This is a genomic window from Cryobacterium sp. 10I5 (genome assembly GCF_035019865.1).
Taxonomy (GTDB): domain Bacteria; phylum Actinomycetota; class Actinomycetes; order Actinomycetales; family Microbacteriaceae; genus Cryobacterium; species Cryobacterium breve_A.
Window position 1 is genome coordinate 1 of sequence record NZ_JASJVI010000100.1, and the last position, 12,034, is coordinate 12,034.

General features: G+C 69.4%; 12 protein-coding genes. 4 read left to right on the plus strand and 8 right to left on the minus strand.

Annotated features, from left to right (window positions below; all coding sequences use genetic code 11):
• The first annotated feature begins 164 nt into the window (after nucleotides 1-164).
• On the plus strand, nucleotides 165-1,217 hold the full coding sequence (locus QN350_RS17180; RefSeq protein WP_322138149.1) for a metalloregulator ArsR/SmtB family transcription factor: 1,053 nt from the start codon (nucleotides 165-167) through the stop codon (nucleotides 1,215-1,217).
• Between the two features lie 316 nt (nucleotides 1,218-1,533).
• A complete protein-coding gene (locus QN350_RS17185; protein ID WP_323507904.1) occupies nucleotides 1,534-2,514 on the plus strand; it encodes an EamA family transporter in 981 nt (326 codons plus the stop codon).
• Nucleotides 2,515-2,593: 79 nt separating this feature from the next.
• On the opposite strand, the gene QN350_RS17190 is transcribed toward QN350_RS17185, so the two are convergent.
• The 6 genes from QN350_RS17190 to QN350_RS17215 form a co-directional block, all read right to left on the minus strand.
• Entirely contained in the window at nucleotides 2,594-3,985 is a 1,392-nt protein-coding gene (locus tag QN350_RS17190; protein ID WP_322138147.1) for a GAF domain-containing serine/threonine-protein kinase, read from the minus strand.
• Between the two features lie 51 nt (nucleotides 3,986-4,036).
• A complete protein-coding gene (locus QN350_RS17195) occupies nucleotides 4,037-4,714 on the minus strand; it encodes a histidine phosphatase family protein (protein WP_322138146.1) in 678 nt (225 codons plus the stop codon).
• Between the two features lie 71 nt (nucleotides 4,715-4,785).
• Nucleotides 4,786-5,112: a putative quinol monooxygenase gene (locus QN350_RS17200; RefSeq protein WP_322138145.1), complete on the minus strand. Its 327-nt coding sequence runs from the start codon at nucleotides 5,110-5,112 to the stop codon at nucleotides 4,786-4,788.
• Complete coding sequence (locus QN350_RS17205) at nucleotides 5,109-5,915, minus strand: ATP-binding cassette domain-containing protein (protein ID WP_322138144.1); 807 nt, start codon at nucleotides 5,913-5,915, stop codon at nucleotides 5,109-5,111. The genes QN350_RS17200 and QN350_RS17205 overlap by 4 nt, the downstream gene beginning before the upstream one ends.
• Nucleotides 5,912-6,958 carry an ABC transporter permease gene (locus tag QN350_RS17210; RefSeq protein WP_322138143.1) on the minus strand — a complete coding sequence of 349 codons (1,047 nt, stop codon included), beginning with the start codon at nucleotides 6,956-6,958 and terminating at the stop codon, nucleotides 5,912-5,914. Before QN350_RS17210 ends, QN350_RS17205 begins: the two co-directional genes overlap by 4 nt.
• Nucleotides 6,959-7,050: 92 nt before the next feature.
• Complete coding sequence (locus QN350_RS17215; protein ID WP_322138142.1) at nucleotides 7,051-8,148, minus strand: substrate-binding domain-containing protein; 1,098 nt, start codon at nucleotides 8,146-8,148, stop codon at nucleotides 7,051-7,053.
• A gap of 188 nt (nucleotides 8,149-8,336) precedes the next feature.
• Here QN350_RS17215 and QN350_RS17220 point away from each other — a divergent pair, with 188 nt between their 5' ends.
• Both QN350_RS17220 and QN350_RS17225 read left to right on the plus strand, forming a co-directional pair.
• On the plus strand, nucleotides 8,337-9,332 hold the full coding sequence (locus QN350_RS17220; protein WP_322140348.1) for a LacI family DNA-binding transcriptional regulator: 996 nt from the start codon (nucleotides 8,337-8,339) through the stop codon (nucleotides 9,330-9,332).
• The gene (locus QN350_RS17225) at nucleotides 9,329-10,270 is read left to right on the plus strand and encodes a PfkB family carbohydrate kinase (RefSeq protein WP_322138141.1); all 942 of its coding nucleotides are present in this window, start codon (nucleotides 9,329-9,331) and stop codon (nucleotides 10,268-10,270) included. Before QN350_RS17220 ends, QN350_RS17225 begins: the two co-directional genes overlap by 4 nt.
• Nucleotides 10,271-10,442: 172 nt before the next feature.
• On the opposite strand, the gene QN350_RS17230 is transcribed toward QN350_RS17225, so the two are convergent.
• Complete coding sequence (locus QN350_RS17230; protein WP_322138140.1) at nucleotides 10,443-11,210, minus strand: SGNH/GDSL hydrolase family protein; 768 nt, start codon at nucleotides 11,208-11,210, stop codon at nucleotides 10,443-10,445.
• Between the two features lie 69 nt (nucleotides 11,211-11,279).
• Entirely contained in the window at nucleotides 11,280-11,906 is a 627-nt protein-coding gene (locus tag QN350_RS17235; protein ID WP_322138139.1) for a HEAT repeat domain-containing protein, read from the minus strand.
• Between the last annotated feature and the right edge of the window lie 128 nt (nucleotides 11,907-12,034).

A 12,034-nucleotide genomic window follows, 5' to 3' on the forward strand; every position in this document is an offset into this window, starting at 1 on the left:
TTCGCGCCAGGCACGCCTGGCGCGAAGCGGCGGAAGTGGCGCGCGGGTTCGTGACGCGGTGGCGCAGCGGGCGCGAAGCGGCGGAAGTGGCGCGCGGGGCGGCGGTGAGACAGCGCACCGGGCCGCCCGGGGCATCCGCTACCCGTTCGCATAGACTCGCGTCTATGCGAACCGACCCTGCCGAAGCCACTGAGGACGAGTTGCGGCCGCTCGACCGCGCGGCAGCCGAAGACATCGCCCGGAGCCTGCGCGCGATGGCAGACCCCACGAGGGTGCAGCTTCTCGGCATGATCGTCGGTCGGCCAGACGGCCGGGCGCTCGTCGGCGAGCTCGCCACGGCACTCGGGCTGAGCCAGCCGACCGTCAGTCACCACATGCGCATCATGACCGAAGAAGGCCTGCTCGCCAGAGACCAGGTCGGGCGCCAGGTCTGGTACTCGGTCGTGCCCGAGCGGGTCGGGGACGTCCTCGAGACGACCAGGAACGTCGACGACACGATCGCTGCCGTCGTGGCGGTGCCCGTGCTGGCGCGCATCACCGATGACCTCGCGACCCGGTTCCGCGGCACGTTCTCGCACGAAACCGTCGAACGGTACGTGCAGGAGAGCTACGAGCTCCTTGCCCGGCAGGCGAAGATCACCCGGTACCTTCCGTCGTTCACGGCGCGCTTCGCCGGCGACCGGCTGCGGTCGCTGGCCGCGGCAGAGGGTCGGACCGCGACGGACGATCGCCTCAGGACAGACGCGCCGGGCATTCCGGGTGCTTCCGACGTTTCGGACGTGCACGGCATTCCGGGTGTTCCCGACGTTCCGGAGGTGCTGTTCGTCTGCGTGCAGAACGCGGGACGATCCCAGCTCGCCTCGGCCATTCTGCGGTCGCTCGCCGGGGAGCGCGTGCGGGTCCTGACGGCAGGGTCGGCCCCGGCCGGCCGGGTCAATCCGATGGTCGTCGCCGCGCTCGACGAGATCGGCGTTCCCCTCGCCGGCGAGTACCCCAAGCCGTTGACGGACGAGGTCGTGCGGGCGGCGGACTACGTGATCACGATGGGCTGCGGCGACGCGTGCCCGGTGTATCCCGGCCGCACGTACCTCGACTGGGACCTCGCCGACCCGGTCGGGCTCCCAATGGAGGGCGTCCGGGCGATTCGCGACGAGATCGAGGCGCGGGTCCGGGCCCTCCTCGCCGACCTCGACCGGATGCCGCCAGCCACCACCTGAGGAAGAGCCTCCATCCGGGCGCTCGGGTGTTCGCGCGCCGGGTCGACCGTCGCAAAGTCGGAGGTTTTCGCGACACGCCGTCATCCCGGGCGGCGGATGCCGCGAGTCGCGATCTTCTCCGACATAACTGTTCTCGCCCGCTCCGGGCGCTCGGGTGTTCGCGCGCCGGGTCGACCGTCGCAAAGTCGGAGGTTTTCGCGACACGCCGTCATCCCGGGCGGCGGATGCCGCGAGTCGCGATTTTCTCCGACATAACTGTTCTCGCCCGCTCCGGGCGCACCCCGCGGGCGGCGGTTTCGGCATGGAACAATGACCTATGACCGTGCGGGCTTCCAGGTGGCTGATCGTGCTCGCGGCCGTCTGCTTCGGAACGACGGGCACCGCCCAGGCCCTCGGCGCCCTCGGCGGAGCCCAGGCGAGTGCGACCTCCCTCGGTGCGGCGCGCATCGTGTTCGGTGGCGCGCTCCTGGCGATCCTCGCATTCGCGGTCGCGGTCACGGAACGCCGGAGGCGGTCGGCCGCGGCAGTCCGCGACGGCGCAGGGGATACTGGCAGCCGTCGCGAGCCGGGCCGGGTCAGGAGCCGGCCGCGCGGGTCGAGCGTGGCGCTCGTGCTCCTCGGCGCGGCCGGCGTTGCCGCGTACCAGCCGGCTTTCTTCACCGGGACCGCGCAGAACGGGGTCGCGGTCGGCACACTCGTCGCCCTCGGATCGGCTCCCGTGCTCACGGGGCTGCTCGAGTGGGGCTGGTTCCGCCGGCCCCCTGGCTTCCGCTGGGCGTGTGCGACGTTCGTTGCGGCGACCGGGGTGGCAGCGCTCTCCGGGCTGTTCAGCGGGGGAGGCGGCCCCGTGACGGCGCTCGGGATCGCTGGCTCACTCGGTGCGGCCGCGTCCTACGCCGTGTACACGCTGAGCACCAAGCTGCTTCTCGATCGCGGCTGGTCGCCCGCGACAGCCATGGGCGCCACGTTCGGTGCGGCCGCGGCGCTGATGCTGCCCGTGCTTCTCGCGAGCAACCCGGCCTGGCTCGCCCAATCGGCCGGGCTGGCGACGGCCGCGTGGCTCGCGGTCGTGACGACGGCCCTCGCATACACCCTGTTCGCGCGCGGATTGCGGGGCTTGTCGGCATCCCAGGTGTCAACGCTCACGCTCGTCGAACCGGTGACCGCGACCGCACTCGGCGTGTTCGTGCTGCACGAGGACTTCACGCCGGCCACCGTCGTCGGCGTCGTTCTGCTCGTGGCCGGACTCGGGATCCTCACGATGACCCGGCGGGGCTCGTCCTCAGCGCCGTCCTGATCACGGTTCCCGCGGTCGCCCTCAGCGTGCGCGGGGATCAGGCTGCGCGTGCGTGTCGGGTCCCGGCGGGCCGAGGTCGTCAGCCCGCTGAAGCGGATGCCGCAGCCGGCCGGGTGAGGTTCCTGCCGTACTCGAGCCGCAGCTCGAGTTCGTTCATGACCAGGGCGGCGAGGTCGCGCAGGGTCTCGATCTCGGCATCCGTCACGGTTCTCGGTTCGAAGTCGAGCACGCACAGGGTGCCCAGGTTGAACCCGTCCCGGGTGCGCAGCGGGACTCCCGCGTAGAACTGCAGGCCGAAACCGCCGGAGACCAGGGGATTCGTGAGCGCACGGGTATCCGTGCGCGCATCTTCGATCACCCAGGGGCCTTCCTGCATGATCGCAGAGGAGCACAGGCCCGGGTCTCGGGAGATCTGCTCGAGGTCGAGGCCGGGATGGGACTTGAACCAGATGCGGTCGTGGTCGACGATGCTCACGATCGCGATCGGCACGGAGAAGATCCTGGCGGCGAGCGCGGTGATCCGGTCGAAGGTGTCGTCGGGCGGGGTGTCGAGGATGTCCAGGCGCGCGACGGCCGCCATCCGCTCGGCCTCGTCGGTCGAGAGGGGAACCTGGTCGTCGCCGCGGTGCCTGCCCGTTTCCGTGATGACGGCCTGGCGGAGCGCGAGCACGACCTCGGCGATCTCGGGGCGGTCGGCGGGATTCCGCGCGAGCATCGTCGACAGCAGGTCGCGCCAGGCCGGCGACATCGACGCTGGAATCCCGGGGTCGCGCAGCAGGCGTGCGACCGCGGCGGGCACCGGCTGACCGGGGAAGGCCAGTTCCCTCGTGAAACACTCCAACAAGACCAGCCCGAGCGAGTAGATGTCGCTGGGAGGTCCGACCTCATCGCCCTGGGCCTGCTCCGGGCTGAGGTACGCCGCCGTCCCCGACGTCGCTCCGCCCTCCGTGAGGCGCGCACTCGCCGGTGACAGCGCAATGCCGAAATCAGTCAGTTTGGCGCGGGCCCGGAACCGGCTGCTGTACTGCGCGAGGAGGATGTTCGCCGGCTTGATGTCGCGGTGCACGATGCCGCGCCCGTGGATGTAATCAAGCCCTTCGGCGAGGTCATAGCCGATCTGGGCGATGTTCCGCACGGACAACGGGCCCTCGAGCAGCCGGTCCCGCAGGTCGGCGCCGTCGATGAGCTCCATCACGAGGAAGATCTGGCGCCGTTCCGGCGACGCTGTGTGTACGCCGACGTCGAAGAGAGTCACGAGGCTGTGGTGGCTGAGGCTCGCAAGCACGTTGATCTCGGCTTGCTGGCGCTCGATGTCGCCCTGTTCGATGGCGACGGTCCGGAACACCTTGATCGCGACATCCCGGCCCAGCCGGTCGTCGGTCGCACGGTAGACGGAGGCCATGCCGCCGCTTCCGATCAGCTCCTTGAGCTGGTATCGATGGCCGAGCGGGCCAGTGGGTTTCGCGGTCATCAGGCTCCCTGTGACCCGAGTATAGGGGATGACCGGGCCCGAATCAGAGAGTCAGAATCCCCGTTCGGCAAGCAGTCCGGGTTGCCCGGCTGGTCCGGACGCGTTCGCCGCGCTTCCTTGCCCCACGGGGAGCATGCTGCCGATCCAGCTTTCTGCCGTCCATCCCTCGAGAGGTGATCCGGTCACGACGATTGTTCCGGTATTGCTGAGCTGATTGTCCGTCACGTAGCCGGCGTGGAGGTTGCTGCAGGAGTACCCCGTCCAGGCGCGCAGGATCGCTCCGTGGCTGACGAAGGCGACGGTCTCGAGCCCGAGATCGTCGGCCTCCGTCACGACCCGGTCGAACCGGGCGAAGGTGTCCCTTCCTGACTCTCCGCCGGGCATCACGGTGTCGAGGTCGCCGTTCGCCCAGGCCAGGAACGTCGTGCAGTACGCGTCAACGGCGGCCCGATCGTGGCGTCCCTCGAGGTGGCCGGCTGCGACCTCGCGGATGTCCTCGCGGACGCGGGCCTCGAGTCCCCGTGCCGCCGCGAGCGGTGCCGCGGTCTGCTGGGTGCGCACGAGGGTGGAGACGTAGAGGGCGTCGATCGTCACCGATTCGAGGGCGGCCACGAGATTCCCGGCCTGCTCACGACCGAGCGGGGTGAGGTCGGCGCCGGGGTGCGCGGTATCGAGGAGACCACCGACGTTGGACACCGTCTGGCCGTGCCGGATCAGGATGAGGCGCATGGTTACCTTTCGGGACGCCCGGTCGTCGGGCATCCGCTTCTAGGATGCCCAACGTTCGGCCCTCGCAGAAATCAGACGGTGAGAGGAGTCAGCCAGGTCAGCTCCGATCCCTCGCCCTCGATCATGTCGCCGAGGGCTGCGTTGAACACGACCCCGTAGGCCGCCGTGATGTGCGCCTGGAACGCGTCGGCGTCGCGGTACACCTCGTAGACGAAGAACTCGAGCGGGTCCGAAACGCGGCGGTGCGGGTCGAAGGTCACGTTGCCCGGCTCCCGGCGAACGTCGACGGTCAGGCCGACGAGGAGCGCGGCCACCTCGTCCCCGCGGCCGGGGAGGGCGGTGAATTCGGCGTACAGGGCGACCGGCTCGCCGGGATGCGTGGGCGGTGTGATGGTCATGCCTTCCTGGCCCCGGTCATGATCGCGACGGCATCCGTCATCGAGTGCGACTGCGGCGTGATCGTCGCGGCGCACTTGCCGAGGCGCTGGATGTGGATGCGGTCGGCGACCTCGAACACGTGCGGCATGTTGTGGCTGATCAGGATGACCGGGATGCCCCGGTCGCGGAGGTTCTTGACCAGCTGGAGCACCTGGTTCGACTCGCGGACGCCGAGGGCCGCCGTCGGTTCGTCGAGGACGACGACCTTGGAGCCGAATGCCGCCGCGCGCGCGACTGCGACCGCCTGGCGCTGACCGCCGGAGAGGTTCTCGACCGCGACGGTCACGTCCTGCAGGGTGCTGATGCCGAGGTCGGCCAGCTCCTGCCGCGCGCGCTTGCGCATGCCCTTCTTGTCGACCATGCGGAACACCGAGCCGAGCAGGCCCGCGCGCCGCAGCTCGCGGCCGAGGAACAGGTTCGACGCCACGTCGAGGGCCGGGGAAACGGCGAGGGTCTGGTAGACCGTCTCGATGCCGGCGGCGTGTGCGTCCTGCGGCCGCTTGAACTGCACGGGCTTGCCGTCGAGGGTGATCTCGCCCTCGTCGGCAACCTCGGCGCCGGTCAGGCACTTGATCAGGGTGGACTTGCCCGCGCCGTTGTCGCCGATGATCGCGAGGACCTCTCCGGGGTAGAGCTCGAGGCTGACCCCGTCGAGGCCGACGACGCGGCCGTAGGTCTTGACGAGCTTCGTCGCCGTGAGGATGGGCGTGCGCAGTGGTGCCGGTGCGCCGGCCGCAGCGGCGCTGTCGTCGATGAGGGTCATTTGCGTACCTTTCGAATCCACTGGTCGACGGAGACGGCGAGGACGATGAGCACGCCGACAGCGAAGGTCTGCCAGAGCACGTCGAGGCCGGCGAGGGAGAGCCCGTTGCGGAAGACGCCGACGATGAGGGCGCCGAGCAGGGTTCCCCAGATGGTGCCGCGGCCGCCGAAGAGGCTCGTGCCGCCGATGACGACGGCGGTGATCGAGTCGAGGTTGAGGTCGGTGCCCGCGTTGGGCGAGGCGGCGTTGCTGCGTCCGATCTGGATCCACGCGCCGATCGCGAGGATGGCACCGGCGGCGAGGTAGACGCTCATCAGCACCCGGCTGACGCTGATGCCGGCCAGGCGGGCAGCCTCCTTGTCGTCGCCGACGGCGTAGACGTGCCTGCCCCATGCGGTCTGGGAGAGGATGAAGGCGATCACGATGTAGAGCACAAGCATGAGCAGCACGCCCATCGTGAAGTTCACCCCACCGACGGAGAACGTCGTCCCTGTCCAGGTCAGCAGGTCGGGCATGTCGCCGCCACGAACCGTCGCGCCGTTCGAGTAGAGCAGCGTGAGGGCGACGAAGACGTTGAGGGTGCCGAGGGTGACGATGAACGGGGGGAGGCGCAGCCGCGTCACGAGGAACCCGTTGAGGGCCCCGGCCGCGAGAGCGACGAGAAGTCCGGCGATCAGGCCCAGGATGGGCGAGAGGCCGTTCTGGACCGTGAACTGGGCGATCACCATCGAGCTGAGCACCATCACGGCGCCGACGGAGAGGTCGATGCCCGCGGTGAGGATGATGAGCGTCTGGGCGATCGCGAGGGTGCCGACGACGGCGACCTGCTGGGTGATCAGGGAGAGGTTCGCCGGGTTGAGGAACCGCTCGTTGAGCATCCCGAACACGATGATCGCGATGACGAGCACGACGGCCGGGCTGATCGCCGGGTAACGGTGCATGACGCCGCGCAGCCGGCTGAGGGGAGTGGTGCGGTCGAGGAATTCCTCGGCGAGGTCGTGCGCGCCCGTTGCCGGGTGCGCGGTTTGGGTGGGTTGGGTCACGATGGGCTCCGGTTTCCTAAACGCCTACGGTAAGACCCCGTGGGATGCCGGAATCGATTCTCGGCACCCCACGGGAGCGGTAGTGGTTCTGGCTAGCCCCAGCAGATGCCGGATGCCTTCGTCGTGTCGATCGAGTCGACCCCGGTCTGCGGGGCGTCCGTCACGAGCGCGACACCCGTGTTGTAGAAGTCGAGGCCGGGGCTGGTGGTCGGCTTCGCTCCCTTGTTGATGAGGTCGACGATCGCCTGCACGCCGAGTTCGGCCATCTTCACCGGGTACTGCTGGGCGGTCGCGCCGATGATGCCGTCCTTGACCTGCTTGACGCCCGCGCAGCCGCCATCGATCGAGACCACGATCATGTCGGTCTTGCCGGCGGCCTTGAAGGCCTGGTACGCGCCGTATGCCGCAGGCTCGTTGATCGTGTAGACGACGTTGATGTTCGGGTTCTTGCTCAGGAGGGTCTCGGCCGCGGTGCGTCCGCCGTCCTCCGCGCCGTTCGTGGGCTCATTGCCGACGATTTCGTAGTCGCCGCCGCTGTAGGTGCCGGTCTTGGCCTCGTCGCCGTTCTTGGCCTTGTCGGCCGTGTTGATGCCCATCCCGTCGAGGAAGCCCTGGTCGCGGTTGACGTCGACGGAGACGATCTTGTCGCCGAAGAGGTCGAGCATGGCGATGGTGGCCTTCTGCCCGGCGAGCTTCGCGGCGGTCCACTTGCCGATGTCCTGGCCGGCGAGGTAGTTGTCGGTCGCGAAGGTGATGTCGACGGAATCCTTGTTCGTCGGCGGCGTGTCCAGGGCGATCACGAAGAGGCCGGCGGCGCGAGCCTTGACGAGCGCGTCCTCCACGCTCGGGCCGGTCGGGGTGATCAGGATGCCCTTGTCGCCCTTGGAGATGGCGTTCTCGACGGCGGTGATCTGGCTCGCCTCGTCGCCGTCGGCCTTGCCCGCCGCGAGGGTGAGGGTGACGCCGGCCGCGTCTGCGGCCTTCTTGGCGCCGTCTTCCATGGCGACGAAGAACGGGTTGGTGGTGGTCTTGACGATGAGCGAGACGCCGATCGGGCCGGACGCGGCCCCCGTGGTGGAGCTGCTCGAGGCGTTCGAGGAACAACCGGCGAAGCCGATCGTGGCGAGCGTAGCGACCGAAGCGGCGGCAATCATCCGCTTGACGGTGGAAGGTGTGGTCGTGCGATTCATCTTTGAATCTCCTCTTGGTAGGGGGGAGGGTGCTCCCTGACAACGATGTCAGTGATCATCCTCAGTGCAGAATGTAATAAGGTCAAGTGCAATCGTGAGGCGGAGACCAAACTGTGACATCGATGTCAGGACCGGAGGACTGGGCGGCGAGCCCGGTCGACGTCGTCGATCCGCGTGCCCGCCCCACGATGAAGAACGTTGCGGCGCTCGCCGGGGTGGGTGTGAAGACCGTCTCCCGGGTGATCAACGGTGAACCGAACGTGTCGCCGGCCACCATCGCCCGGGTGCGTGCCGCGGCCGAGAGCCTGGATTTCCACCCGGACCTGCACGCGGGCAACCTGCGCAGGGCAGACGGCCGCAGCAACACCCTCGGCCTGCTCGTCGGCAGCGTCGGCAACCCGTTCTCCGGTGCGATGCACCGCGCCATCGAGGACCTCGCGAGCGCCCGCGGTGTTGCGGTCTTCGCGTCGAGCCTCGACGACGACCCCGACCGTGAAGAAGTGGCGGTGTCCGCATTCCTGCGCCGTCGTGTCGACGGCCTCATCCTCACGACCGTGTCGAAGAGCCAGGGCTACCTGGTGCCAGAACTGCGCCGCGGGACGCCGCTGGTGTTCGTCGACCGAGAGCCCGCGGGTGTCCAGGCGGATGTCGTCGTGAGCGACAATGCGGCGGGAGCGGCGGCCGCGACGCGGCATCTGCTCTCGTACGGGCACCGGCGAATCGCCTTCCTCGGCGACCGGACGGACATCCAGACGGCCCAGGAACGCCGCAGAGGATTCCTCGAGGAACTCGGGCGGGCCGGGGTCGCGACCGCGGACATCCCGGTCATCACCGGCCTGCACGACGAAGACGCCGCGAACCGTGCGCTGATCGCGTTGCTCGAGTCGGAGCATCCGCCGACCGCCGTGTTCAGCAGCCAGAACCTGATTACGATCGGTGCGGTGCGCGGCTTGCGTGAGCGGGGCGCGCACCACACCGTTGCGCTCGTCGGCTTCGATGACGTGCCTTTGGCTGACCTGCTCGAACCGGGCGTCACGGTCGTCGCGCAGAACCCGTATGAGATCGGGCGGCTCGCCGCCGCACGGATCTTTGCCCGACTCGACGGAGACCGCTCCGCCGGGAGAACCTATGTTGTACCAACCGAGCTGATCACTCGCGGATCAGGGGAGATGAGACCGAAATGACAGAAAACCAGACTGCGCCAGGAACCGAGCGTGCAGGTGACGAGGTGACCCGCCCGCGCGTCGTCGTCGTAGGCGACGCGCTCATCGACGAGATGCGCGAGCCCGACTCGGTGCAGGAATTCCCCGGTGGGGCGGCGCTCAACGTCGCCGTCGGCCTCGCCGTCCTCGGCATTCCGACGACCCTGATTGCAATGGTCGGCGACGACGCAGACGGTGCCGTGCTCCGCGACTTCATCGCCACCTACGACGTGGAACTGATAGCGACGCCCGGACCGTTCGGGAGCTCCCGGGCGACCTCGGACCGCACCGACGGTGAGCCGCGGTACGCCTTCAACGAGGCCGCGCAGAAGCGGCGCATCGAGTTCGGCCCCCGGGAACGGGCCGCCCTCGACGCAGCGCCGCTCGTCGTCGTGAGCTGCTTCCCGTTCGACGACACCGCGCAGACGGATGAGTTCCTCGCCGCCGTCGGTGACGGCGAGCATCGCCTCGTGATCGACCCGAACCCGCGGGCCGGGATGCTCCACGACAAGGCCCGCTTCGTGGAGAACTTCGAGCGAGCCGCGGCACGCAGCCTGCTGACCAAGGTCGGCGACGAGGACGCGGAGCTCCTCTACGGCAGCAGCCTCGAGGAGTTGCGCGAGCGCCTCGTCGCGAGCGGAACGCACCACGTGCTCGCGACCGCTGGCCGCGCGGGCGCCTCGATCAAAACCGACGACGGCCTGCTCGTGAGCGAGCCGATCGCGTCCTTGCCCGGCACGGTCGTCGACACCATGGGCGGCGGCGACGCGACCCTGGCCTCGAGCGTGCAGACCTTCCTCAGCGACGGCGTCCCGACGGATGCCGCTGGCTGGCAGCAGCTGCTCGCGAGCGCTATGCGCATCGCGGCCGCGACCTGCCGCTCGGAGGGAGCCCTGCTCCGCGTGCCGCCAGCCCTCTGAGCCGCGCCGCCGAGCGGCCGTGAGGTGTCGCAGATCGACGTTCCCGGGGCTCAGGAACCTCGATATGCGACACTTCAGCGCGTGGGTGGTGGGCCTCGTGAGGTGTCGCAGATCGACGTTCCCGGCGCACAGGAACGTCGATATGCGACACTTCAGGGCGTGCGGGGGTCGTTCAGGCGGGGTCGACGGCCGTGAGGAGCGGAATCTTGGGCTCGCGGCCGTCGCCGGAGGACTTCCCGGTCAGGCGCCGTCCGATCCACGGCAGCACGTAGCCGCGGTAGTAGGCCGCGGTGCGCATCCGCTGGGCCGGAGGGGCCGTCGGAGCTCCCGACGCATCCGCGCCCGACCACTCCGTGGGAACCGGTACGCCGAGAGCCTTGAGTACGTTGGACGCGATCAGGGTGTGCCCGCTCGCGTTCAGGTGCAGCTTGTCCGCCGACCAGTACCGGGTATCGGTGAGCCGGGCATCCGCCCAGTTGTCGACGAGCGTGACGCCGGGCCGGGTGAATGCCGCACGGGCGGCCTCGGCGAGCTGGTCACCGCGGCGCTGCATGAGCGCGCCGAGGGGGAGCTGCTTCGAAGGGTTGCCGCCGCTCAGCACGAGAACGTGCGCGCCGTGCGCGAGGCCGGCGTCGACGACCTCGCCCATCAGACCGACCACGCGGGAGATCTCCACGCGCGGGCGCATCATGTCGTTGCCGCCGCCGCAGATGGAGAGCAGGTCGGGCGCCTGGACGAGCGCGGGTTCGAGCTGTTCGGCGACGATCGGGCCGAGCAGACGGCCACGGACGGCGAGGTTCGCGTACGAGACCGGGGCAGCGGATGCCGCGGCGAGCCCGAGCGCGACGAGGTCGGCCCAGCCGCGCAGCCGACCATCGGGGAGTTCGTCGCCGACTCCCTCGGTGAAGCTGTCGCCGATGGCGATGAAGCGCTGATACATCCGACCCCCTGTTGCTGCGGGCGTCCCCGCATCCGTCACCAGCGCGATGTTACCCGCCCGCGGCGGGGGTCAGCGCTCGGGGTGGGTGTGCTTCGTTCCGTGGCTGTGCTTCGTGCCGTGGGTCTGTTCCTCGCCCTGGTTCGGGTCGCGGGAGAGCTGCCAGCGTTCCTGAAGCACATCGCGGGCCTGCTGGGCGGCGCGGCGCACCTCCTTGTCGGGGTCGCGCAGGCGCTGCACGATCGTGGGGAGGTTCTCCTCCGTGCCCTGGGCGGCGAGCGCGTGCAGGGCGGCGGCGCGCACGCGCGGCACCTCGTCCGTCGTGAGACGCACGAGCTTCGGGGCGACCTGAAGTTCGCGCAGCTGGACGACGCGGGCGCACATCTCGCGCACCCGCCAGGCCTGGTTGTTCAGGCCGACGACGATGTACGGCGCGGCGGACTCGCCCCAGACGTAGAGCAGCGCACGTGCGCCCCACAGCTCGGGCCAGTACAGCGCGGGTGCACCCTCGAGGATGCCGAGCGCGTGACGACCTCCGGCGTAGAGGAGGAAGTCCTTGCCGGCGTTCTTGGCGCGCAACAGGGCCACGGAACTGTCGACCACCGCGGTCTCGCCGTAGTGCTCGACGGCCGCGTGGATGCGCTCGGCCGTCGGAAGGTCGATGGGAAGGTCGGGGTGTGGCTCTAATTTGTTATGCATAGCACTCCCCACGGTACTGCCCGGGGAGTCGCGGGGCCACTGCCCGCGCGCGTCGGCTCCTTCTCCCCTTTCCGCGAGAGCGTAGTTTTGGCCCTTAAACGGGTGGTTTAAGGGCCAAAAGTGCGCTC

Bases quoted from the DNA above. Each gene is read 5' to 3' on its own strand.
- QN350_RS17180 (WP_322138149.1), top strand. From the start codon at position 165: ATGCGAACCGACCCTGCCGAAGCCACTGAGGACGAGTTGCGGCCGCTC.
- QN350_RS17185 (WP_323507904.1), top strand. From the start codon at position 1,534: ATGACCGTGCGGGCTTCCAGGTGGCTGATCGTGCTCGCGGCCGTCTGC.
- QN350_RS17190 (WP_322138147.1), bottom strand. From the start codon at position 3,985: ATGACCGCGAAACCCACTGGCCCGCTCGGCCATCGATACCAGCTCAAG.
- QN350_RS17195 (WP_322138146.1), bottom strand. From the start codon at position 4,714: ATGCGCCTCATCCTGATCCGGCACGGCCAGACGGTGTCCAACGTCGGT.
- QN350_RS17200 (WP_322138145.1), bottom strand. From the start codon at position 5,112: ATGACCATCACACCGCCCACGCATCCCGGCGAGCCGGTCGCCCTGTAC.
- QN350_RS17205 (WP_322138144.1), bottom strand. From the start codon at position 5,915: ATGACCCTCATCGACGACAGCGCCGCTGCGGCCGGCGCACCGGCACCA.
- QN350_RS17215 (WP_322138142.1), bottom strand. From the start codon at position 8,148: ATGAATCGCACGACCACACCTTCCACCGTCAAGCGGATGATTGCCGCC.
- QN350_RS17220 (WP_322140348.1), top strand. From the start codon at position 8,337: ATGAAGAACGTTGCGGCGCTCGCCGGGGTGGGTGTGAAGACCGTCTCC.
- QN350_RS17225 (WP_322138141.1), top strand. From the start codon at position 9,329: ATGACAGAAAACCAGACTGCGCCAGGAACCGAGCGTGCAGGTGACGAG.
- QN350_RS17230 (WP_322138140.1), bottom strand. From the start codon at position 11,210: ATGTATCAGCGCTTCATCGCCATCGGCGACAGCTTCACCGAGGGAGTC.
- QN350_RS17235 (WP_322138139.1), bottom strand. From the start codon at position 11,906: ATGCATAACAAATTAGAGCCACACCCCGACCTTCCCATCGACCTTCCG.